Below are 22,717 nucleotides of genomic sequence, written 5' to 3' on the forward strand. Positions count from 1 at the left end.
GGCCCGCCCGTCCCCGCACCGTGTACCAGGAAGGTGTCCACCACCGTGGAAACCGCACGCTCCTCCGTGATCGTCGCCATCGACGGGCCCTCGGGCACCGGCAAGTCGAGCACGTCCAAGGCCGTCGCCGCCAAGCTCGGCCTGAGCTACCTGGACACGGGCGCGCAGTACCGGGCCATCACCTGGTGGATGCTGAGCAACGGCATCGACGTCGCCGACCCGGCCGAGATCGCGACCGCCGCCGCCAAGCCGGTGATCGTCTCCGGCACCGACCCCGCCGCCCCGACGATCACCGTCGACGGCGAGGACGCCTCCGGCCCGATCCGCACCCAGGAGGTCACCTCCAAGGTCAGCGCCGTCAGCGCCGTCCCCGAGGTGCGGGCGCTCATCACCGAGCTCCAGCGCTCCATCGCCGCGGCAGCGACCGGCGGCATCGTCGTCGAGGGCCGGGACATCGGCACCACCGTGCTGCCCGACGCCGACCTCAAGATCTTCCTCACCGCCTCCCCGGAGGCCCGCGCCGCCCGCCGTAGCGGCGAGGTCAAGGGCTCCGACCTGACCGCCACCCGCGACGCCCTCATCAAGCGGGACGCCGCCGACTCCGGCCGCAAGACCTCGCCACTCGCCAAGGCGGACGACGCCGTCGAGGTGGACACCACCGAGCTGACCCTCCAGCAGGTCATCGAGTGCGTCGTCACCCTCGTCGAGGGGAAGCGGGTCGCCGCGTGAGCGATGCCACAGGCGCGCCCACGCTGCGCGGAGCGGCCGTCGGGCGAACCATCGGCATCGGCCTGATGTACGGGCTGTGGAAGCCCAGAGTCCTGGGCGCGTGGCGCGTGCCCGCCGCCGGACCCGTCATACTCGCGGTGAACCACTCCCACAACATCGACGGACCGATGCTGATGGGCACCGCGCCTCGGCCGGTGCACTTCCTGATCAAGAAGGAGGCGTTCGTCGGCCCCCTCGACCCGTTCCTGCACGGAATCGGGCAGATCGAGGTGGACCGCCGATCCGTCGACCGCACCGCCATCACCCACGCGCTCGGCGTGCTGGAGGACGGCGGCGTCCTCGGGATCTTCCCCGAGGGCACCCGCGGCGAAGGAGACTTCGCCTCGCTGCGGGCCGGACTCGCGTACTTCGCGGTACGCGGCGGGGCTCCGATCGTCCCCGTGGCCGTTCTGGGAAGCACCGAGCGCCGCGGACGGTTGATACGGGGGCTGCCCCCGCTGCGCAGCCGGGTCGACGTCGTCTTCGGTGACGCGTTCGACGCGAGCGCCGGCGACGGGCGGCGGACGCGCAGGGCGCTGGACGATGCGACCCTGCGGATCCAGGCGAAGCTGACCGCCCACCTGAAAAGTGCCAAGCGCCTCACCGGGCGATAGGCGAGACTCGAGTAGTGGACCGCGGTGATCGCGGTCCATCGATGATGATGCAAAGAGGAACGGACTTCATGAACGACCAGATTCACTCCGACGGCTCGGGCCACGAGCACGGAGCACTTGGCGATGCCGAGTTCGCGGAGTTCATGGAGCTCGCCGCGCAGGAAGGCTTCGATCCCGAGGAGGTCGAGGGCGCCCTCGACGAGGCCGGTCACGGCCCGCTCCCCGTGCTCGCCGTCGTCGGACGCCCCAATGTCGGCAAGTCGACCCTGGTGAACCGGATCATCGGCCGCCGCGAGGCCGTCGTGCAGGACAAGCCCGGCGTCACCCGCGACCGCGTCAGCTACGAGGCCGAATGGGCCGGACGCCGCTTCAAGGTCGTCGACACCGGCGGCTGGGAACAGGACGTGCTGGGACTCGACGCCTCCGTCGCCGCCCAGGCCGAGTACGCCATCGAGACGGCCGACGCGGTCGTCTTCGTCGTCGACTCGACCGTCGGCGCCACCGACACCGACGAGGCCGTCGTCAAGCTGCTGCGCCGGGCCGGCAAGCCCGTCGTCCTCTGCGCCAACAAGGTCGACGGACAGAGCGGCGAGGCGGACGCCACCGCCCTGTGGTCGCTGGGCCTCGGCGAGCCCTACCCGGTCTCCTCGCTGCACGGCCGCGGCACCGGCGACATGCTGGACGCGGTCCTGGCGGCCCTGCCCGACGCCCCGGCCCAGAAGTTCGGCACGGCGCTCGGCGGCCCCCGCCGTATCGCCCTGATCGGCCGCCCGAACGTCGGCAAGTCCTCCCTGCTGAACAAGGTCGCGGGCGAGGACCGGGTCGTCGTCAACGAGCAGGCGGGCACCACCCGTGACCCGGTCGACGAACTGATCAAGCTCGGCGGCATCACCTGGAAGTTCATCGACACGGCCGGCATCCGCCGCCGCGTCCATCTCCAGGAAGGCGCGGACTACTACGCCTCGCTGCGTACGGCCGCCGCCGTCGAGAAGGCCGAGGTCGCCGTCGTCCTGATCGACTCCAGCGAGTCCATCAGCGTCCAGGACCAGCGGATCATCACCATGGCCGTGGACGCCGGGCGCGCCCTGGTCGTCGCCTTCAACAAGTGGGACACCCTCGACGAGGAGCGCCGCTACTACCTGGAGCGCGAGATCGAGACGGAGCTCGCGCAGATCGCCTGGGCCCCGCGCGTCAACGTCTCGGCCCTCACCGGCCGCCACATGGAGAAGCTGGTCCCGGCGATCGAGACCGCGATCGAGGGCTGGGAGACCCGCGTCCCCACCGGCCGGCTCAACGCCTTCCTCGGCGAGATCGTCGCCTCCCACCCGCACCCGATCCGCGGCGGCAAGCAGCCGCGCATCCTCTTCGGCACCCAGGCGGGCACCAAGCCCCCGCGCTTCGTGCTCTTCGCCTCCGGCTTCCTGGAGCACGGCTACCGCCGCTTCGTCGAGCGCCGCCTGCGCGAGGAGTTCGGCTTCGAGGGAACCCCGATCCACATCTCCGTCCGGGTCCGCGAGAAGCGCGGCCGCAACAAGTAGCACCGGCGAGCGCGACAAGCAGCACCAGCACACGACGGAGCCCCGGGCCGCTCTCGCGAGAGCGGCCCGGGGCTCCGTCGTGGGTCTGCGGGGCCTTCGTCGTGGGCCTTCGTCGTGGCACCCCAGAAGCCCCGATCCGTCCCGATCCGTGGGGTCTCAGGAGTCCCGCGACCCCGGCGGGAGCGCTGCGGGCCGGGGGCGCCCCGCATGCCGTCCCACCCGCTGCCAGGAGCCGAGGCTCCCGGTGTGCGGGCTCTGCCCGGCCCCACTTCCGCCCGGACCGTTGTGCCCGCCGTTGCCGCCGTGCCCGGAGGGGGCGGGGTGGCCGCTCAGCGCGGTCCTGGAGGCGAAGAGGCCGGCGCCGAAGGCCGGGAAACCGAGATTCTCCTCGCCGCTCCGGTCGCCCGGCAACGCCCGGAACGAGCGCCGGTACTCGGAGTACAGCGCGTCGTAGATCGGGGTGGGGGATACGCCCCCCGACGGATCCTGCGAAGGCCGCATGGCAGGGATCTGACTCTGATGCTGGCGGGAGGAGTCGTATGAGTGCACATAGGTGCCAACGACCTCACCGCCCGTCGGATGCGGCTCCGCCGGAGAAAACGCTGTTCGGTGGGGGTGCCCGAGCCGGCCGGACACGATCAGGTCCCGGCCAGCGGCATCGACGCGGCGACCAGCAGCCCGTTGACCGCGGCCTTCTCCAGGGCGTCCCGGAGCAGGTCCTCGCGCGGCTGCTGACCGATGGTGCCGGCCGGGGCGGCGAAGACGAGGACCGTCTGCGACTTGTTGGCCGCGGCCCGCCAGCCCTCGGTCACCTGGAGCGGCTGGTGGGCCTGCCACCAGGCGACCGGTTTGCCGCCGCCGGCGCTCGGCTGCAGCACGGCGTGCAGCTGGCCCACCGCCAGCAGCACGGACCAGCCCGCGAGGACCTCCGGCAGCCGGTTCAGGTCCGGGGCGGGGCGGAAACCCTGCTCCAGCAGCAGCTGGAGGAACTCGTCGCCCCCGCTGCCGTCGGTGCCGGGCCGGGCGACCGGGCCGGTCGGTTCGACGACCAGGGCCGGGCGGAGATCGTCCTCGATGAGGACGAGTCCGCTGGTGATGCCGAGGACGGCCTGTTCGGGCATGCGCCCCTCCGTATCCTTCTGCTCGCTTCCGGTGATGCTGCGCACCGCCCCCTGGAGCTGGTCCTCGGCGACCTTGACGACCTGCGAGGGGATGCACGTCGCGTGGGCGAACGCGAGGACCGCGGTCTCGTCGCCGATGAACAGCACCGTGCTGGTGCGTTCCTGGTCGGAGTCGCCGGGGGTGCGGCAGGAGGTGCAGTCGTAACTGCCCGGGGCGTTGTCGCCGACGAGCAGCCGGTCGGCTTCGTCGTCGCCGATCTCGGCGCGTACGTCCTGGCTGACGTCGAGCATGCGCGGCACGGGGACTCCTCGAACTCGGTGCGTGGGCCGGGTGGTTCCGGTCTCCATGAAGAGACAACGCGGGATCCGTGGCCGGGGTCACGCACCCGGGCGCACGGAAGTGCGGCACAGGTCGACACATCGGTACATCGAGCAGTCGACGTACGGCTCGCGCGTTCCGCCGGGGAAGTTTTTACCGGGGTGCGGGCAACCTCTCGGCATTCTCCTACGTCAAGCTCGGAGGAAAGTCCTGGTGAACGGGTGGCGGTAGCCGTCCGGGTTACCGCACCGATGGCCCGCACACGCGGTCCCGTTACCTCCGGGGTCTGCGCTATCCGGATTGCATGCCTCCGGAACCCGCAGGTCAGCGGCGGTGCGACGGTGGGACGGGCATACCGTGGGGGATGACGCGGATGCTCCGGGATTTCCCGGTGTATTTCGGGCGGAAAATCGCCGGGAAGCGCAGACTTGACAAGGCCGGGCCGACAGGGGAAACAGCGAAACCATGCATATTTCTTTTCTTCTGCACAATGCCTACGGAATCGGAGGGACCATTCGGACGACGTTCACGCTCGCCCGTACGCTCGCCGAGCAGCACGACGTCGAGATCGTGTCCGTCTTCCGGCACCGTGACGCCCCCGTCCTCGGCGCACCCGAGGGCGTGACGCTGCGCCACCTCGTGGACCTGCGGAAGAAGAGCGCGACGTACGACGGCGGCGACGCCGAACACGCCCGGCCCGCAGCGGTGTTCCCACGCGGGGACAGCAGGCACAAGCAGTACAGCAGGCTCACCGACTCCCGCATCGCCGCCCATCTCCGGGCGACCGAGGCGGACGTCGTCGTCGGCACCCGCCCCGGGCTCAACGTGCACCTCAGCCGGGCGACCCGCCGCGGACCGGTGCGCGTCGGGCAGGAGCATCTGACACTCGACAGCCACAACTACCGGCTGCGCCGCGAGATCGCCCACCGGTACACCCTGCTCGACGCGCTCACCACCGTCACCCGTGCCGACGCGGACGACTACCGAAGGCGGCTGAAGCTGCCGGGCGTGCGGATCGAGGCCATCCCCAACGCCGTGCCCGAGGCCGCCTGTCCGCCCGCGAGCGGGGACCTGAAGTGGGTCGTCGCGGCGGGCCGGCTGCACCGGGTCAAGCGCTACGACCTCCTGGTGCGGGCCTTCGCCCAGGTGTCCGCGGCCCGCCCGGACTGGCGGCTGCGCATCTACGGCGGCGGGGACGCGACCGGTGACGAACAGGCGTCGCTGCGCGCCCTCGTCGACGAACTCGGCCTGCACAACCACGTGTTCCTGATGGGCTCGGCCAACCCGATGGAGGCCGAGTGGCCCAAGGGGTCGATCGCCGCCGTCACTTCGGACCGAGAGTCGTTCGGCATGACGATCGTCGAGGCGATGCGCGGCGGTCTGCCGGTCGTCGCCACCGACTGCCCGCACGGGCCGGCCGAGATCGTCGAGGACGGCGTCGACGGGCGGCTGGTCCCGGTCGGCGACCCGGACGCGATCGCCGCCGCCCTGCTCCAGCTGATCGAGGACGACGAACTGCGCCACCGGATGGGCGGGGCCGCGCTCACCGCCTCGGCCCGCTTCGACCCGGCGCGGATCGCCGAGCGCCACGAGAGCCTGTTCGCCGAACTGGTCGCCCGCGGCGCCCGGGGGCACGGGCGAGGCGCCCTGCGCACCGCGCTGCACCGCACCCGGGGAAGCGTCCTCGACGGGGCCTACGCCCTGCGCTACAAAGCCGCCGACGTGCTCCGCAAGGGAAGGGCCGCATGACCCCCGCCATAGCCACCGTACGGGCCGACTGCACCGCCGATCCGGCCGGAACGCTCACCTTCGACCTGACCGTCCCGGCCTCCGCCTCCGCCCCCGCTCCCGCTCCCTCGCCCGAGTCCGTGCTGCTCCTGCGGCGCCGGGGCGCGGCCGGCGGCAGGCCCGGCGGCACGGTGCGGATCCCGCTCAGCGGATCAGGCCCGGGGCGGCTGCGGGCGGTGCTCCCGGCCTCCACCGAGCTGTCCGAGGGACGCTGGGACGCCTATGTCGAGGAGCCGGGAGCCGAGACCGCCCGGGCCGTGGAGCCGGGGCTGCGGGACCTGCGGGCCCTCGTCGACCGCGGCCCGGACACCGGAACCGCGCGCGTCAGCGCCCGGGTTCCCTACCCGACCGCCGACGGCCGGCTCGCCCTGCGCTGCTGGGTCCGCGCCCCGCACGCCGAGGCCGGAGCCGTCGTCGTCGGCCAGGACGGCATGACGGTCGAGGGCGTGCTGTACGGCGTCGCCGTGGGGGAGGAGGCCGCCGTGGAGGCCCGGCCGCCCGGGGGCCGGGGCCGGGCGCACCGCTTCCCGCTCACCCCCGCCGACGGGCGGTCAGGCGCCTTCGCCTTCACCCTGCCCTACGGCCCGCCGGCCGACGGGCCGGTGGACGGGGCGCAGCTCTGGCAGCTGTGGCTGGTCCCGGCGGCGGGCGCGCCCGGGGTCAGGATCTCCCGCATCCTCGACGACGTCTGGTCCCGCGCCAAGTCCTTCGTCTACCCGACCCGGGCGCCGGCCCCCGGGGTGCTCGCCACCCCCTGCTACACCGCCGACAACGACCTCTGCCTCCGGCTGGAGCCCGGCCCGGCGGACCGCTGAGGGAAGGGCTCGCGGACGGAGGGATCGCGCGCGTGCCCACCGCGGACCGAAAGGGATCGCAAGCCGAAGGGGGCGTGGGCCGAAGGGGGCGTGGGCCGAAGGGGGCGGGGGCCGAAGGGGGTGGGGGCCGAGGGGATCGTGGGCCGAACGGATCGTGGGCGGGCCGTCCCGGGCCGGAGGGGTTGCGGACCGATACTGTCCGCAACCCCTGGCAGACTCACCCGCATGTTGGAGACCTCGGCACGACTGCTGCGTCTGCTCTCACTGCTCCAGGCCCACCGGGACTGGTCCGGCGCCGACCTGGCCGACCGGCTCGGCGTCACCCCGCGCACCGTGCGCCGGGACGTCGACAAGCTGCGCGACCTGGGCTATCCGGTGAACGCCAGCAGGGGCACTGGCGGCGGCTACCAGCTCGGGGCCGGCGCCGAGCTGCCGCCGCTGCTGCTGGACGACGAGGAGGCCGTCGCGGTCGCCGTCGGCCTGCGCACGGCCGCCGGGCACGGCATCGAGGGCATCGGCGAGACCTCCGTACGCGCGCTGGCCAAGCTGGAACAGGTGCTGCCGCACCGGTTGCGCCGCCGGGTGAGCGCGCTCGGCGCGTTCACCGTGCCGATGCTCCGAGGGGCGGACGACTCCGCCGTGGACCCCGCTGTGCTCACCGAGCTGGCGGCCGCCTGCCGGGACGCGGAGCGGCTCCGGTTCGCCTACCGGACCCACGGCGGGGAGGTCTCGCGCCGGACCGTGGAGCCACACCGACTCGTCTGCACCGAGCACCGCTGGTATCTGGTGGCCTGGGACCCGGACCGGGCGGACTGGCGCACCTTCCGGGTGGACCGGATCACCCCGACCCCGCCGCACGGCCCCCGTTTCGTCCCCCGCCCTCCGCCGGCGGACGATCTCGCGGCCTACGTCTCCCGGGGCGTCGCGGTCTCGGCGTACGCGGCCCGGGCCGTGATCCTGCTGAAGGCGCCGCTGGCCCGGGCCGCCCGGCGGGTGTCGCCGTCCGCCGGGGTGCTGGAGGCCGTGGACGCGGACACCTGCCGTCTGATCGCGGGTGCGCCGGACCTCACCGTGCTGGTGATCCACGTGCTGATGATGGGGATCGATTTCGAGGTGATCGAGCCGCCCGAGCTGATCGAGGTCATGCGGGAGGCGAGGGACCGGCTCACGCGCGCGCTCGACTGATCGGAGACTCCGGGTGTGGCAGGGACCCGCCGTTACGCGCCCGGCGGGCGAGTGGGAGAAGCGTGGGAGAAGCGTGCGGTCAAGGAAAGGCCGGTTTACGGGGGCGGGAATTCCCGGTGACCCGGCCATTCGGGCGGAGCTCCCCTCCGTTGGGAAAAGAAGCAGGTCATCCCATGATTCCGGAAGGCTTCCGGCACCCCTCATGCCCTTGCGCGGGGTTTCCCGATAATGCGCGCGGACGCTTCCGGTCGGGCCGTTCGAGTGAATAGGACCGCGCATACACGTGTGGGGATCCTGTGACACAAGCGTGACCGCCACGGCATGTGGAGATGCAGGGGAACGCCCTCCCGGCCCGGCCTTCCGCCAGGGTCCGGGGCCGCCTACGGTGAAGGCATGGCATCTCTACCGACCCCTCCAGCCCAGCCGGACGACGCCGCCGAGTCGTACGTCGGTCTCGCCGCCGACGCCGCCGAGCGACAGGCCAGGAGCCGCGGCTGGGACACGGTCCGGGCCGTCCCCCCAGGCGCGTTCCTCACCATGGAGTTCCGTCACGGCCGCATCAACTTCCAGGTCGAGGACGACACGGTGACGCGCTGCTGGCTGGGCTGACCCGCCGGCCGCACCGGCCCCCGACGGCCACAGGCCCCGACCGCGGTCGGGGCCTGTGGTGTGTGCGGGCGAGGCGGTGCGCACCCCGCCCGGCGTTCGCGGGGGAGCGGGGGCGCGGGGAGGCGGGGTCAGCCGCCGGTCATCGGACGCGCCGGGCTGCCGGTGCCGCGTGCGCCCCGTTCCGTGTGCGGCGGCGGACGGCGGACGCCCGCCGGGGCGACCGGCACGGAGCCCGGACGCACGTGCCCGGCGTGGGCCCGCGCCCTGGCGCCCGGGGCCGGATGTCCCGCGGGGAGCACCGGCTCGGCAGCGGCGGCCATGGTCTCGGCGGCGAGGCCGTCGGCGGCCACCGACTGCGGGAGCGTCACCGGCCGCGGTTCCGGCCTGGGCCCGGTCCCGGCCACGGATGCCGGGCGGGCGCCGTCGCGATGCTCGCGCCACTGCTCGCGCATCGCGAAGATCCAGGCCTCGGTCCGGGCGATCAGCGGCTCGAACCAGGGCAGCGCCAGCAGGATGAGCAGCCCGGCCGCCCAGCCCAGCACGACGTCGCTGAGCCAGTGCGTACCGATGTACACGGTGGTGAGGCCGACGCCCAGCGAGACCGTCGCGGACACGGCCGACAGATAGCGCCTGGCGCGTGGTGTGGTGGCCAGATACGCGAGGATTCCCCAGGTCACGACGGCGTTGGCAGTGTGCCCGGAGGGAAATATATCGCCGCCGGCGAACATCTCGGCCGAGCCGATCTGCGTCGCGTAGTGCGGCCCGAGCCGCCCGAGCCCCAGCTTGACCGCGCCCACCGTCACGTTGAGCAGCAGCAGGGACGTGCCGAGGACCAGCAGCGGCCGGAGCGTGTGCTGACGCCAGGAGCGCCAGCCCAGCCAGCAGGCGACCATCACCGCTGTGGGGCCGCGCTGGCCGAGCACGACGTAGTAGTCCAGGAAGGCGTGCAGTTCGGGCCACTGCTGGTAGGGCCGGAACAGCATGACCTTCCAGTCCAGGGCCACCAGCCAGGACGTGATCAGCACCGCCCAGACGATGGCGAGATAGAACGCCAACGTCCCGCCGAAGAGGGCGATGCGGTGACGGCTCATCCGCGGTGCCACTATCTTCGGCGGTTCCGGCTCCCGGTCCAGCCGGGCAAAGATGTCGGTACGCACCCAATCGACGTTACAGCGAGTGAGTGTGCGAGCAGGCCAATCCGGGCTCTTTGTGATGACGATGTGATGTGGACTTTGTCTCGGAACGGCGTCTTTTCCGGACGCGGAGAAGAAGCTCCGTGATCTTGTGGCCAATTGCCCGCCGGTTCCGTTCGTAAGCGTGTTTGATCTCTCGGAAAAAGAGACGCACCGGAATCCGCGGCAATTGGTCCCGCCATTCGGGCGAGGCGCGCGCTGTCGCGCCGCACCCCTCGACGCCCGCCGGAACCCCCGTCACGGCGGGCCTCACGGCTCCTCGGACGGGAGCCCCCCGGCCGGTTCCGGAAGGGCGTACGCCAGACTGTGCGGCGGAACGCGGTATGACGTGGACCACAGGTGACCTCGCTGGACTCGCGTACGCTGACGGCTCGCTCGCCCGTCGATGCCGGGCCCCACGTCACCGTCGGTCCGCCGAGCGCGAGGGACTCATCGGTCCGCCGAGCGCGAGGGACTCATCGGGAGGTACGTAGATGTCCGGGACGACCACGGCCGGGGGCCGGCTGCGCGAGGCCGCCGACGACGCCAACCGCTGGGTCGTCCTCGTGGTCCTCTGCCTCAGTCTTCTGGTCGTCGCTCTCGACGCGACCGTGCTCCACGTCGCCGTTCCGGCGCTCACCGAGGACCTGCGGCCCAGCGGCACGGCCCTCCTGTGGATCGTCGACGCCTACCCCCTCGTCTGCGCCTCGCTGCTCATCCTCTTCGGCACGCTGGGTGACCGGATCGGCAGACGTCGCGTGCTGCTCATCGGCTACGCGCTGTTCGGCGTCGCCTCCGCGCTCGCCGCGACGGCCGACACCCCGGCCGTCCTGATGGCGGCCCGCGCCCTCCTCGGCGTCGGCGGCGCGATGATCATGCCCGCCACGCTGTCGATCCTGCGCCAGGTCTTCCCCGACCGCCGGGAGCGGGCCTTCGCCATCGGCGTGTGGACCGCGGTCGCCGCGGTCGGCGCCGCCACCGGACCGGTCGTCGGCGGCTTCCTGGTCGAGCACTTCTGGTGGGGCTCGGTCTTCCTGATCAACATCCCGCTGATGGCCGTGATCCTGCCGCTGGGCCGCTGGCTGCTGCCCGAGTCGCGCGGCGGCGACGACGGCCCATGGGACGTGCTGGGTGCCCTGACCGCCGCGGCGGGGGTGCTCGGCGTCGTCCTCGGCGTGAAGCGACTGGGCAGCGGCGCGGGGCTCCTGGATCCGGTCTCGCTGGGCCCGCTCGCCCTCGGGCTCGCGCTCCTGATCCTCTTCGTACGCCGTCAGAAGCGCCGCAGGCATCCGCTGATCGACGTCTCCATGTTCGCCCGCCCGGCCTTCTCCACCGCCGTGGGCTGCATCGTGCTCGCCATGCTGGCGCTGGTCGGCCTCCAGCTGATCGCCGTCCAGTACCTCCAGCTGGTGCTCGGGCTCAGCCCGCTGGAGACCGGGCTGCGGCTGCTGCCGCTGACCTTCGCGGCGATGGCCGCGGGCGCCACCGGCTCGCACACCCTGCGCCGCGTCGGGCCGCGCCGGATGGTCGGCTGGGGCTTCGTCCTCACCGCGACCTCGGTGCTGCTGCTCACCTCGATGGGCCAGCACGACCGGCCCGCCCTGCTGACCTGCGCGTTCGTCCTGCTCGGCTTCGGCCTCCAGACCACGCTCTTCGGGGCGTACGAGTCGATGCTCAGCGACGCCCCGCCGGAGCGGGCAGGTGGCGCGGCGGCCATAGGGGAGACCTCCTACCAACTGGGCGCGGGCCTGGGCATCGCCCTGCTCGGCAGTGTCATGAACGCCGCCTACGCCCCCGGCCTCGCCGGTCTGCACGAGAAGGGCGTGCCCGCCCGCGCCGGGGCGGAGGCCTCCCATTCGCTGGGCGAGGCCTATCAGGTGGCCGCGCAGTTGGGCGGCCCGATGGGCGACCTGCTGCGCTCCACGGCCCGGCACGCCTTCATCGGCGGACTCCACGTCACGCTGTTCGTCAGTGCGGGGCTGCTGCTGCTCGGGGCGCTGGCCGCCCTGCGGCTGCCGAAGGTCATGGAGTGTCCGCCGAAGGAGGCGTGCCGCCGGGGCGAGGCGGACGACGCCGTATCCACGACCGCTTCCGCGGCCTCCTCCGCGTCCCCGGCTTCCGCGCCCCGGGCTTCCGCGTCCCCGGCTTCCGCGTACGAGGCTTCCGCGTCCCCGGCTTCCCCGTACGGGGCTTCCACGTACGGGGCGGACGAACACCGGGTCCCCGGCGCCGCCCGGCCGGCCGGGCCGGACCGCCCGGCCCCGCGCCCGATGGTGCCCGCGCGGCGCGAGCCGGCCGAGGCGACCGGCTCTGGACGAGCGGCACACTGAGCCGTAACGTCAGCACGACGCCCTGACTACCACTGCTAGTTTTCGGAGGGCGGGCGTCTCCCGGTCCCTCCGAGCACCGTGCGAGCCGCCGGAGGCACCCTCATGTCCAGCACCGAGTCACCGAAGCCGTCGAAGCTCCCGCCGTTCGACGCGTCGGACCCCCTCGGCATCGACGACCTGCTCGGCCCCGACGACCTCGCGATCCGCGACACCGTCCGCACCTGGGCCACCGACCGCGTCCTGCCGCACATCGCCGAGTGGTACGAGAAGGGCGAGCTGCCCGGAATCAGGGAGCTGGCCCGGGAGCTCGGCGCGCTGGGCGCGCTCGGTATGTCGCTGGACGGGTACGGCTGCGCCGGGGCGAGCGCCGTCCAGTACGGGCTCGCCTGTCTGGAGCTGGAGGCCGCCGACTCCGGGATCCGCTCACTCGTCTCCGTACAGGGCTCGCTCGCCATGTACGCGATCCACCGCTTCGGCTCCGAGGAGCAGAAGCAGCGGTGGCTGCCCGGCATGGCGTCCGGCGAGATCATCGGCTGCTTCGGGCTGACGGAGCCCGACCACGGCTCCGACCCGGCCGGGATGCGGACCTACGCCAAGCGCGACGGCGAGGACTGGATCCTCATCGGCCGCAAGATGTGGATCACCAACGGATCGGTCGCCGGGGTCGCCGTCGTCTGGGCCCGGACCGACGAGGGCGAGGACGGGCGCGGCATCCGGGGCTTCGTCGTGCCGACCGACGCCCCCGGCTTCTCGGCCCCGGAGATCCACCACAAGTGGTCGCTGCGCGCCTCGGTCACCAGCGAGCTGGTCATGGACGAGGTGCGGCTGCCCGCCGACGCGGTGCTGCCGGACGCGAGCGGACTGCGCGGTCCGCTCAGCTGTCTGAGCCACGCCCGCTACGGCATCGTCTGGGGCGCCATGGGCGCGGCGCGGGCCAGCTTCGAGTCGGCCCTCGACTACGCGAGAAGCCGGGAACAGTTCGGCCGGCCGATCGGCGGCTTCCAGCTCACCCAGGCCAAGCTGGCGGACATGGCCCTGGAGCTGCACAAGGGCATCCTGCTCGCCCACCACCTGGGCCGCCGCATGGACGCCGGCAGGCTCCGGCCGGAGCAGGTCAGTTTCGGCAAGCTCAACAACGTGCGGGAGGCGATCGAGATCTGCCGCACCTCGCGCACGATCCTCGGGGCCAACGGGATCTCGCTGGAGTATCCGGTGATGCGGCACGCCACGAACCTGGAGTCGGTGCTCACCTACGAGGGAACCGTGGAGATGCACCAGCTGGTACTGGGCAAGGCGCTCACCGGTCTCGACGCCTTCCGGTGAGCGGGACGCGCCGGTACACGCGCGCCGGCCGGATGCGTTGACCGGATCTTTCCGGCGAGCGCCCTGCTCAGCTCTGGTTGAAGAAGCCGTCGGCCTTGCGGCCGGCGGCTTCGCCCGCCACCACCTGGGTGTCGGCGGGGGACAGCAGGAAGACGCGGGTGGCCACCCGGTCGATCGAGCCGCGCAGGCCGAAGATCAGCCCGGCGGCGAAGTCCACCACGCGCTTGGCGTCGGCGGGGTCCATGGCCGTGAGGTTGACGATCACCGGGACGCCGTCCCGGAAGAGCTCGCCGATGGCGCGTGCGTCCCGGAAGCTGTCCGGGGTCACCGTCGCGATCCGGCGGTCCTGCTCCTCGGCCGTCTCCGCGGCCACCTGCACCCGCGGGTCGGTGACCCAGGCCTGGTTGCCCGTACCGGTCTCCGCACCCTCGGCGTACTCGTCGTCGTAGTACCGCTCGTCGTTGTCCTCTACGAGGCCCAGCCAGGCACTCGCCTTGCGCACCGATCCCATGGACGCCTCCTCTCACCGCGGTTCCTTGGTGTTCCGCATCTCTTTCGTATCCCTATGGTCGTCCATGATGCGGATACCGCGCCAAGTGGATAGTCGGCCCGCAGGCGGTTCGTGACGTTACTGGTGCAGAAGATGTGGCGATTCGTCAGGGTTCCTCCTGCGTAAGGGGGCTTGTAGAAGGAAAATATGATGCTCCGGCCGTACGGGTGATCCGGGGGACGTACGGGTGAACGGGTCACTCGATACGATGCACGACGCTCCGGTGCGCGAGCGTCGCGCACCGGCTGAACGGCTCACGGGGGATCGTCGTGTTCGGAATCGTCAGGCCCTGTACGCATCGGCTCTCCGAAGGTCTCAGGGTCGAGTGGACGGCCCATCTCTGCGGTCTCTGCCTGGCTCTGAGGGCGGATCACGGACAGTTCGCCCGTGTCGTCACGAACTATGACGGCCTGATCGTCTCCGTCCTGACGGAGGCTCAGGCGGGCCGGGTGCCCGACGGCCGGCGGACCGCCGGTCCCTGCCCGCTGCGGGCCATGCGCACCGCGCCGGTCGCGACGGGGGAAGGTGCGCGGCTCGCCGCGGCCGTCTCCCTCGTCCTCGCCTCGGCCAAGGTCCGCGACCACGTCGCCGACCGGGACGGGCTGTTGGCCCGCCGCCCGGTCGCCGCCGCCGCGCGCCGGGTGGCCGCCGGGTGGGACCGGGCGGGCGCGCGGACGGGGGCGGCCCTCGGCTTCGACACCGCCCTCCTGGTCGACGCGGTCGACCGGCAGACCGGGATCGAGACGCTCGCCGGGCCGGGCACCCCGCTGCTGACGGTCACCGAACCGACCGAGACCGCCACCGCGGCCGCCTTCGCCCACACCGCCGTCCTCGCCGGGAGGCCGCAGAACGCCGCGCCGCTCGCGGAGGCCGGCCGGCTCTTCGGGCGGCTCGCCCATCTCCTGGACGCCGTGGAGGACCAGGAGGCCGACGCCGCGTCGGGAGCCTGGAACCCCCTCACCGCCACCGGCACCCCGCTGTCCGAGGCGCGCCGGCTCTGCGACGACGCCCTGCACGGCGTGCGGCTCGCGCTGCGCGAGGCGGAGTTCACCGACGGCAGGCTCGTCCACGTCCTCCTCGCCCATGAGCTGCGGCGCTCGGTCGACCGGGCGTTCGGCACCTCGTCCTGCTCGCATCAGGGGCAGCAGGGGCTTCAGCTGCCCGAGGGCGCCTTCGGGCCGCCGCCGGGAAATCCCTACGGCGCGCCGCCCGGTCAGCCGTACGGTCCGACGCCGGGACATCCGTACGGTCCGCCGCCCGGCGGCCCCGGCTCGCCGCCTCCGCCGCGCCCGCCCCGCGACCGGCGCGGGCTGATCGCCGGATGCCTGGTGTGGGCCGGCCTCGCCTGCACCTGCCAGATGTGCTGCGGGAGCTTCGAGGACCCCTGGAGCCGGGAGCGGCGGCAGTCGCCGTGCCAGAGCTGCGGCGACTGCTGCGAGGCTTGCAGCTGCTGCGGCGACTGCGGCGAGGGCTGCTGCTGCTGTGGCGACTCCTGCGGCTGCGACTGCTGAACCGGCGTCAGGTCACCTCGGCTCGCGCCGCGGTCGCACCTCGGCCTCCCGGGGCCGGTATGGAAAGGTTGACCGCATGAGCACGGACGCACAGCAGCAGGAGCAGGGCGGCGGGCCGGACGCCGCACAGGACTGGCAGCGGTGGCACGAAGGGCGCGTCGTCGCCGTCGCCGCCCCGTACGGCCCACTCTCCCTGACCGGGACCCACTGGCTCTCCGACTACCCGGAAGGGCGAATTCCGGCCGTCCCGGGGCAGTGGCGCGAGGACGGCGACGGGGTGGTCCTCACGGCCGCCGCCGAGGAGGGCGTCGTCGTCGACGGCAAGCCGCTGACCGGCGAGGTCAGGCTGGGGGCGGACCGTGGGCCGATCGACGACTCCCGGGTGGCGCGGGGGGAGCGGCGGCTGGTGGTGCTGCGCCGGGAAGGGCTCTGGGCGGTACGGGACTTCGACCCGGGGTCACCGGCCCGGCACGCCTTCTCGACCATCGAGGCCACCCCGTACGACCCCCGCTGGGCGCTGTCGGGAACGTTCCGTCCCTACGGCGACGACCGGACCGTGCGGGTGGTCAACGCGGACGGGGTCGAGCGCGGCCTCGGGCTCGGCGGCGAGATCGCCTTCACGGTGGACGGTGACGAGCACACGCTCCAGGTCGCGGTCGAACCCGACGGGTCGCTGTGGGCCGTCTTCGCCGACGCGACCAGCGGGAACGGCAGCTACCGCTTCCGCTTCCTGCGACCCGCGGCGCCCGCCGCCGACGGCAGCGTGAGCGTCGACTTCAACCGCGCGCTGCTGCCGCCGTGCGCCTTCGCCGATCACTTCATCTGCCCGTTCCCGCCCCCGGGCAACACGCTCTCCGTCGCGGTCCCGGCGGGGGAGCGGAACCGGATCGACGCCTGATCCGCGAGAGGTCCCTCCGGCCCCGGGAGCCCCACGGCTCCCGGGGCCGGAGGCGTGTGTGACCCGCGTGGCCGAAAGGCATTCTTGCGCCCCCTGTCCGGCCCCCTCGATACTCCGGTCAGCGATTGTCAGGGGCACGGCAACTCCGGAATCCGGACAGGCCCCCGACTGCGCCTCACGGGCCCGCCACCCCACAGGAGGGCCCCCGATTCCCCTCGGAGGAACCCGAAGTGAGGATCAAGCGCACCAGTAACCGCTCGACCGCGGCGAGACGCGTCCGTACCACGGCCGTACTCGCGGGGCTCGCCGCCGTCGCGGCGATGGCCATTCCCACCGCGAACGCCGAAACCCCCCGGACGTTCAGTGCCAACCAGCTGACCGCGGCGAGCGACGCCGTGCTCGGCGCCGACATCGCGGGCACCGCCTGGAACATCGACCCGCAGTCCAAGCGCCTCGTCGTCACCGTCGACAGCACGGTCTCGAAGGCGGAGATCAACCAGATCAAGAAGTCGGCGGGCGCCAACGCCGACGCGCTGCGCATCGAGCGCACGCCGGGCAAGTTCACCAAGCTGATCTCCGGCGGTGACGCGATCTACTCCAGCACCGGACGCTGCTCGCTCGGCTTCAACGTCCGCAGCGGCAGCACTTACTACTTCCTGACCGCCGGCCACTGCACGGACGGCGCGACCACCTGGTGGGCGAACTCGGCCCGCACCACCGTGCTCGGCACGACCGCCGGGTCGAGCTTCCCGAACAACGACTACGGCATCGTGCGCTACACCAACAGCAGCATCACCAAGAGCGGCACGGTCGGCAACCAGGACATCACCAGCGCCGCCAACGCCACCAACGGCATGTCCGTCACCCGCCGCGGCTCCACCACCGGCACCCACAGCGGTTCGGTCACCGGACTCAACGCCACCGTCAACTACGGGGGCGGCGACGTCGTCTACGGCATGATCCGCACCAACGTGTGCGCCGAGCCCGGCGACTCCGGCGGCCCGCTCTACTCCGGCACCCGGGCGATCGGTCTCACCTCCGGCGGCAGCGGCAACTGCTCCTCCGGCGGAACGACCTTCTTCCAGCCGGTCACCGAGGCGCTGAGCGCGTACGGCGTCAGCGTGTACTGACCGGTCCCACGCCGGCCGGGTACGGAGCAGTCCGTACAAACGTGCCCCCGTCCGGAATTCCGGACGGGGGCTCCCGCTCGCCGGGGAGCTCTTGAGAGGATGGCGCCAGGACGGGTCGCCGCTACGGGGCGACGGGGGCGGGGGCGGGGCGACGGGGGCGGGCGCGCCCACGGCCGCGCTCCGCTGGCATCAGGGGGTAGCAGGTCCGTGAATCGCATCGGAGTGACCGGTCACCGCTCCATCCCCGCCGAGGCCGAGGCCCATGTGCTCGCGGGTCTGCGGGCCGCACTGTGCGGCCTCGACGGTGCAACGCAGGCGCTCTCCAGCCTGGCGGTCGGCGCCGACCAGCTCTTCGCCGACCTCGCCCTCGCCTGTGGGGCCGAACTGACCGCCGTGATCCCCAGCGGCGACTACGAGGCCTGTTTCGAGAACGCCGTCGACCTCGCCCGCTATCGGATGCTCAAGGCGCGCGCGGTGCGGGAGGTCCGGCTCGACTTCCCGCACTCCACCGACGAGGCGTACTACGCGGCGGGCGCCTACATCGCCGACCACTGCGACCGGCTGCTCGCCGTCTGGGACGGCCTCCCGGCCCGGGGCCTCGGCGGCACGGGCGACATCGTGACGTACGCCCGCACCCTGGGCCGCCCGGTCACCGTGATCTGGCGAGACGGAGTACTGCGCGGCTGACCGGAGGGTGCCCAGGACCGGTGGGTGCCCAGGACCGGTGGGTGCCCACCGGCTCACACGCGATGTCTGACCAGCCAGTCGGTGTGCTCGGGCGACACGATCCGCTCGGTCTCGAACACCGCCGCCGGCCAGTGCCGCTCGGTGAGGGTGGTCTCCATGGCGGCCTGCATCGACTCCAGGTCCTTCTCCACCAGCGAGTGCGCCGAGATCAGCGGATGGTGCCGACGCATCTCGTTCCAGGCGAGACAGGCCGCCGCCGCCGCGGAGAACGCCCCCGTCAGGCCGAACGAGCGCCCCACCCCGAACGCCTGGAACACGCTCAGCGCCAGCGCCGGGAGCGTCAGCGCGACAATGGCGCCCGACCACAGGATCGCCCCACGCCGGGAGGCCTGCTGGCGCCTGCGGTACCAGCGCCGCTGTTCGATGAGCCGGTCCCGTACATACGTTTCCTTGCGCACCGTGTAGGCCTTGTTCCGTAACGCGCGCATGGATTCCGTGATGAGGCCGCCGGAATCCGGCAGTTCCTCGCGCGGGTCGGCCCAGCCCACCTTGCGCAACTCCTGGAGGCCGTCCTCCAGGCGATTGGCGAACAGTGCCTCCGGGTGCTCCGACGCGCTGTCGAACGGTGCGCCGTGGACGGCGTAGCGCCAGCAGTTGGACTTGATGAACTCGGCCGCCGAACGGTTCAGTTGCCAGTGCGATTTTGCCTTGCGGTGGGAGGCGAGGAAGGTCGCGAAGAGCACGCCCAGATAGGCCAGCACCGCGGCGCCGTACAGGGCACGGGCCGCCGGCCCGTCCTCGGTGTGCCAGGGCAGCGCCGCGGGCACCGTGCCCGCCACGAGCAGCGCGAGCTGCGCCCGGGTCGTGTTCACGGCCTCACGCTGGCGGGCCACGGCGACCGCGTCCGTGTGGTGGAACAGCGCCGGCAGGTCGTCGTTCCTGAAGACCATGGATCTCAGCGGCTCGGGCAACGCCGTCATGGACGCCTCCGTCTGCAGTTGTCGTATGACCCGGCCGGTCGTGGGGCCTGCCCGCCCGGGCCCCGAGAGTAGGGGGGAGGACCGGACGCGGCAAGAGCGTCCCGGCTCCTCGGACGGTCACCACGACAGGGTTCGGCCACTTCCGCGCGGGTGACCTTCCTCACATCGCGGCGCTGTGGCAAGGTTGTTCAACTGGGTTGAAGCAGACGTGAGTTGCTGCCCCCTGTGGTGGGCGCGACCACCTCCGTGCGGGGAGGGGCCATCGAGGGTGACCGGGATGGTGGGCGGGTGCCGGCGGTGGTGCGCCGAGCGGACCGACGCATCGCGCGTCCGGGCCCGGGTCACGGGCGCCGCGGGGCGACGGCCACGAACCCGCCCCGGACCGCGTGCGCGGCGCCCGGGCGGAACACGTCCTCCCTGGCGAGAGGCTGGTGAACGGGTGAACCGCCGTCCCGCCGGAGCCTCCCGGCGCCCGCCGTCCGGGACCCGCGCGATGCGCGCGCCCGTCACCTGTGCGAGCGGTCCCGCCGGTGGCGGGAAGCCTCTCACCTGCGCGTGCCGGCGGCGGCGGGGACGGCCCCCGGGGCCGCCGGTTCCGCCGCTCGTCCCCCGCTCACCCGAGCGGCCGAGCGGAAGGCGCGTTTCGAGTTTCGATTCCAGGTGTGAAGGCCGCTCCGCCGGCATGTGGAAGAGCCTCCGCGGTAGTAAAGTGCGCGTGCCGGGACGTGTGATGACACGCAATCCGGCAGCGTTTCAATGTCCGGAAACAGACCCCTTCAGGATCCCCCTAGGACGGCCGTGAAGACCTACGGAACCACCCCCGCCTCCGCCTCCGCGAAGACCCGCGCGACCCTCTCGGCGACCGACGTCCGCAGTGCCGAGGCCGCCAGGAAGATCAACCGCGTATGCGGTGCGACAACGGCCAGGTCCACCCGGATCTCCACGTTCAATTCGGCTCTCTGAGCCGACGTCAGAAGCGGCTAGAATGACGGGATGACAGGACCCCTGGTCCCCTTCCGTGAATTCGTGCTGAAAGTGCACAGCAGGTGCGATCTGGCCTGTGATCATTGTTATGTCTACGAACACGCCGACCAGAGCTGGCTGACACGCCCCAAGGTCATCTCTGACGAGGCGATTTCCTGGACCGCCCGGCGTCTGGCCGAGCATGCGACGACTCATGCGCTTCCCTCCGTAACAGTGATCCTGCACGGCGGGGAACCGCTCCTGGCGGGGCCCGCGCGACTGCGACGGGTCTGCGAGGAGCTCGGCTCGGCTCTGAACGGCATCGCTGAGCTGGACCTCAGGATCCACACCAACGGCGTCCAGCTCAGCCCCCGTTACCTCGACCTCTTCGACGAGTTCCACGTACGGGTCGGGATCTCGCTCGACGGCGACCGCGCGGCCAACGACCGCCACCGCCGCTTCGCCGATGGGCGCAGCAGCCACCCGATGGTGCTGCGAGCCGTCGAACTGCTCCGCGAGGAGCGCTACCGCCACCTGGACCTCGGCCTGCTGTGCACGGTCGACATCCACAACGACCCGGTGGCCGTCCAGGACGCCCTCGCCGCACTCCAGCCCCCGCTCGTCGACTTCCTGCTGCCGCACGCCACCTGGGACGACCCGCCCCCGCGCCCGGACGGCTCGCCCACCGCGTACGCCGACTGGCTCCTGACGGTCTTCGACCGCTGGACGGAGCAGGGCCGCCCCATGCCCGTCCGCATGTTCGCCTCGGTGCTCTCCAGCCTGAACGGCGGCCCCAGCCTCACCGAGTCCCTCGGCCTGGCCCCCACCGACCTCGTCGTCATCGAGACCGACGGGCAGCTGGAACAGGTCGACTCGCTCAAGAGCGCCTACGAGGGCGCCGCCGCCACCGGGTTCGACGTCTTCCGCAACACCTTCGACGAGGTCGCGGCCCACCCCGGCGTCCGGGCGCGGCAACTCGGTCTGGCCGGGGTCAGCGAGACCTGCCGCCGCTGCCCCGTCGTGCGCTCGTGCGGCGGCGGGCTCTACACCCACCGGTACCGCTCCGGCAGCGGCCCCGAAGGCGGCGGCAGCGGCTTCGACAACCCGTCGGTCTACTGCGCCGACCTGGCCGCCCTGATCCGGGGCATCGAGGAGCGTACGGCCGCCGCCACCGAGTCGCCCGCCGTCCGGGCGCCCGACGAACTGCTCGCCGCCCACCAGGACCTGACCCGGACCCTGCTCGCGGCTCTCCACGACACCCTCGACGGGCGGGGCGGGGCCCTCTGGGACGACGCCTGGCGCCTCGCGGCGACGCTGGAGGCGGACCCCCCGGGCGCCGAGGCGCTCGACACGGTGCTCGCCCACCCCTACACCCGCACCTGGCTCGTCGGCGCCCTGGGAGACGTCGAGGCGGGCCGCAGCCTGACGGGGCCCGCCGCCGAACGGCTCGGCGCCACCGTGGCCGCCGCCGCCGTCCGCGCCGGACACGACCTGTCCGTGCCGGTGGCCTACCGGGACGGAGGCCTGTATCTGCCCACCCTCGGCACCGTGCTCCTCGGCGGCCCGGGCGAGCGGGGAACGGCCGTGGTGCGCGCCACGGCCGACGGATTTTTCGTCCGCCGGCATGAGGACGCGCCCGGCACGGAGCTGCGCATCGCCCCCGGTGAGCCCGAGGGCCCGCACTGGCTGCCCGTACACGTCCTGCGCCGGGCGCCCGCCCCCGTACTCCTGCTGGACGACCTCGACCCCCTCCGCGACTGCTTCGACGCCCCCGCGACCGACCGCCTCGAAGCGGAGGAGGCCGACGCCTGGGCGCACCGGGTCGGCGAAGCCTGGTCGCTGCTGGCCGACGCGGTACCCGCTCAGGCGGCCGAGGCCGCCCTCACGCTGACCACGCTGACCCCGCTGGTCACCGGTGCCGCCGAGCCGGGGCGCCACGGGCCCGGCGCGCTCGGCGTCGGGCCGTCGGTGGAGGCGAACGAGCTGGCACTCGGCCTGCTGAGCGGATTCCGCCGGGCGAAACTGCGGGCGCTCGGTGAAGTGACGGATCTTTACGCCCTTGACGGTACCTGGGAACATCGGACGCCTTGGGGGAACGAACACGTGACGTTCTCCCGACTGCTGGCCGAGACATTCGAACGGGCGGGGCTCGGGCTTTACGACCCGCGCTTCCTCACGGGTGTTCCGGAAGCTCTCGACAAGATCGAAAACGCGGCGGAGGTGACGGTCGACGGAAAACAGCTGATCTCCGCTGTCCGCAAGGAGATCAGCGGAACACGGAGTGCGACCGAGAAGAATCGCGGCAGGAGCTTCCCGCCGTCCGGTCATACGGCGAACGTCCTGGGATCTGACCAGAAAGTGACGTTCGAATGACCGAACGGCAGGGGGGTGGAAAGCGGTCCGCTCCGGAATGATG

General features: G+C 72.5%; 20 protein-coding genes. 15 read left to right on the plus strand and 5 right to left on the minus strand.

All coding sequences use genetic code 11. The features are described 5' to 3' along the window. Positions 1-33 precede the first annotated feature (33 nt). The 3 genes from cmk to der all read left to right on the plus strand — a co-directional run bounded on the left by cmk (position 34) and on the right by der (position 2,920). Positions 34-729: a (d)CMP kinase gene (cmk, locus tag ACH4KB_RS20185; RefSeq protein ID WP_398067252.1), complete on the plus strand. Its 696-nt coding sequence runs from the start codon at positions 34-36 to the stop codon at positions 727-729. Then, complete coding sequence (locus tag ACH4KB_RS20190; protein WP_398067253.1) at positions 726-1,382, plus strand: lysophospholipid acyltransferase family protein; 657 nt, start codon at positions 726-728, stop codon at positions 1,380-1,382. The genes cmk and ACH4KB_RS20190 overlap by 4 nt, the downstream gene beginning before the upstream one ends. A 68-nt stretch (positions 1,383-1,450) precedes the next feature. After that, on the plus strand, positions 1,451-2,920 hold the full coding sequence (der, locus tag ACH4KB_RS20195) for a ribosome biogenesis GTPase Der (protein WP_398067254.1): 1,470 nt from the start codon (positions 1,451-1,453) through the stop codon (positions 2,918-2,920). Between the two features lie 156 nt (positions 2,921-3,076). Here the strand turns inward: der and ACH4KB_RS20200 are convergent, their stop codons facing one another. Together ACH4KB_RS20200 and ACH4KB_RS20205 are read right to left on the minus strand one after the other, a co-directional pair. Beyond that, complete coding sequence (locus ACH4KB_RS20200) at positions 3,077-3,421, minus strand: hypothetical protein (protein WP_398067255.1); 345 nt, start codon at positions 3,419-3,421, stop codon at positions 3,077-3,079. A 137-nt stretch (positions 3,422-3,558) separates the two neighbouring features. Then, on the minus strand, positions 3,559-4,341 hold the full coding sequence (locus tag ACH4KB_RS20205; protein ID WP_398067256.1) for a hypothetical protein: 783 nt from the start codon (positions 4,339-4,341) through the stop codon (positions 3,559-3,561). Positions 4,342-4,825: 484 nt separating this feature from the next. Here ACH4KB_RS20205 and ACH4KB_RS20210 point away from each other — a divergent pair, with 484 nt between their 5' ends. The 4 genes from ACH4KB_RS20210 (at position 4,826) to ACH4KB_RS20225 (ending at position 8,757) form a co-directional block, all read left to right on the plus strand. Next, positions 4,826-6,109 (plus strand): glycosyltransferase family 4 protein, encoded by a 1,284-nt coding sequence (locus ACH4KB_RS20210; protein ID WP_398067257.1) that lies wholly within the window; start codon positions 4,826-4,828, stop codon positions 6,107-6,109. After that, on the plus strand, positions 6,106-6,963 hold the full coding sequence (locus ACH4KB_RS20215; protein ID WP_398067258.1) for a transferase: 858 nt from the start codon (positions 6,106-6,108) through the stop codon (positions 6,961-6,963). Before ACH4KB_RS20210 ends, ACH4KB_RS20215 begins: the two co-directional genes overlap by 4 nt. A 225-nt stretch (positions 6,964-7,188) precedes the next feature. Further along, positions 7,189-8,148, plus strand: a complete 960-nt coding sequence (locus ACH4KB_RS20220; RefSeq protein WP_398067259.1) for a helix-turn-helix transcriptional regulator — start codon at positions 7,189-7,191, stop codon at positions 8,146-8,148. A gap of 393 nt (positions 8,149-8,541) precedes the next feature. Beyond that, entirely contained in the window at positions 8,542-8,757 is a 216-nt protein-coding gene (locus tag ACH4KB_RS20225; RefSeq protein ID WP_398067260.1) for an I78 family peptidase inhibitor, read from the plus strand. Between the two features lie 128 nt (positions 8,758-8,885). On the opposite strand, the gene ACH4KB_RS20230 is transcribed toward ACH4KB_RS20225, so the two are convergent. Next, entirely contained in the window at positions 8,886-9,914 is a 1,029-nt protein-coding gene (locus tag ACH4KB_RS20230) for a phosphatase PAP2 family protein (RefSeq protein ID WP_398067261.1), read from the minus strand. Between the two features lie 509 nt (positions 9,915-10,423). On the opposite strand from ACH4KB_RS20230, the gene ACH4KB_RS20235 reads away from it, so the two are divergent. After that, the gene (locus ACH4KB_RS20235) at positions 10,424-12,259 is read left to right on the plus strand and encodes an MFS transporter (RefSeq protein ID WP_398067262.1); all 1,836 of its coding nucleotides are present in this window, start codon (positions 10,424-10,426) and stop codon (positions 12,257-12,259) included. 102 nt (positions 12,260-12,361) lie between these two features. Further along, positions 12,362-13,582: an acyl-CoA dehydrogenase family protein gene (locus ACH4KB_RS20240; RefSeq protein WP_398067263.1), complete on the plus strand. Its 1,221-nt coding sequence runs from the start codon at positions 12,362-12,364 to the stop codon at positions 13,580-13,582. Between the two features lie 67 nt (positions 13,583-13,649). Here the strand turns inward: ACH4KB_RS20240 and ACH4KB_RS20245 are convergent, their stop codons facing one another. Continuing rightward, positions 13,650-14,093, minus strand: a complete 444-nt coding sequence (locus ACH4KB_RS20245; protein WP_307515949.1) for a cell division protein SepF — start codon at positions 14,091-14,093, stop codon at positions 13,650-13,652. A gap of 308 nt (positions 14,094-14,401) precedes the next feature. Here ACH4KB_RS20245 and ACH4KB_RS20250 point away from each other — a divergent pair, with 308 nt between their 5' ends. From ACH4KB_RS20250 to ACH4KB_RS20265, 4 genes are all read left to right on the plus strand, one after another. Next, the gene (locus ACH4KB_RS20250; protein ID WP_398067264.1) at positions 14,402-15,643 is read left to right on the plus strand and encodes a DUF5685 family protein; all 1,242 of its coding nucleotides are present in this window, start codon (positions 14,402-14,404) and stop codon (positions 15,641-15,643) included. A gap of 76 nt (positions 15,644-15,719) precedes the next feature. After that, complete coding sequence (locus ACH4KB_RS20255) at positions 15,720-16,541, plus strand: DUF1684 domain-containing protein (RefSeq protein WP_398067265.1); 822 nt, start codon at positions 15,720-15,722, stop codon at positions 16,539-16,541. A gap of 230 nt (positions 16,542-16,771) precedes the next feature. Further along, positions 16,772-17,671, plus strand: coding sequence for a S1 family peptidase (locus tag ACH4KB_RS20260; RefSeq protein WP_398067266.1), 900 nt, complete (start codon positions 16,772-16,774; stop codon positions 17,669-17,671). A 207-nt stretch (positions 17,672-17,878) separates the two neighbouring features. Continuing rightward, positions 17,879-18,358, plus strand: a complete 480-nt coding sequence (locus tag ACH4KB_RS20265) for a hypothetical protein (protein WP_398067267.1) — start codon at positions 17,879-17,881, stop codon at positions 18,356-18,358. A gap of 53 nt (positions 18,359-18,411) precedes the next feature. Here the strand turns inward: ACH4KB_RS20265 and ACH4KB_RS20270 are convergent, their stop codons facing one another. Further along, the gene (locus ACH4KB_RS20270; protein ID WP_398067268.1) at positions 18,412-19,338 is read right to left on the minus strand and encodes a DUF4231 domain-containing protein; all 927 of its coding nucleotides are present in this window, start codon (positions 19,336-19,338) and stop codon (positions 18,412-18,414) included. A gap of 798 nt (positions 19,339-20,136) precedes the next feature. On the opposite strand from ACH4KB_RS20270, the gene fxsA reads away from it, so the two are divergent. After that, the gene (gene fxsA / locus ACH4KB_RS20275; protein WP_398067269.1) at positions 20,137-20,301 is read left to right on the plus strand and encodes an FxSxx-COOH cyclophane-containing RiPP peptide; all 165 of its coding nucleotides are present in this window, start codon (positions 20,137-20,139) and stop codon (positions 20,299-20,301) included. 30 nt (positions 20,302-20,331) lie between these two features. Continuing rightward, complete coding sequence (gene fxsBH / locus ACH4KB_RS20280) at positions 20,332-22,674, plus strand: radical SAM/SPASM protein FxsBH, inactivated beta-hydroxylase extension form (RefSeq protein WP_398067270.1); 2,343 nt, start codon at positions 20,332-20,334, stop codon at positions 22,672-22,674. Positions 22,675-22,717: the final 43 nt, after the last annotated feature.

The organism is Streptomyces sp. NPDC017520 (assembly GCF_044329855.1).
In the GTDB taxonomy this organism is placed as follows: Bacteria; Actinomycetota; Actinomycetes; order Streptomycetales; family Streptomycetaceae; genus Streptomyces.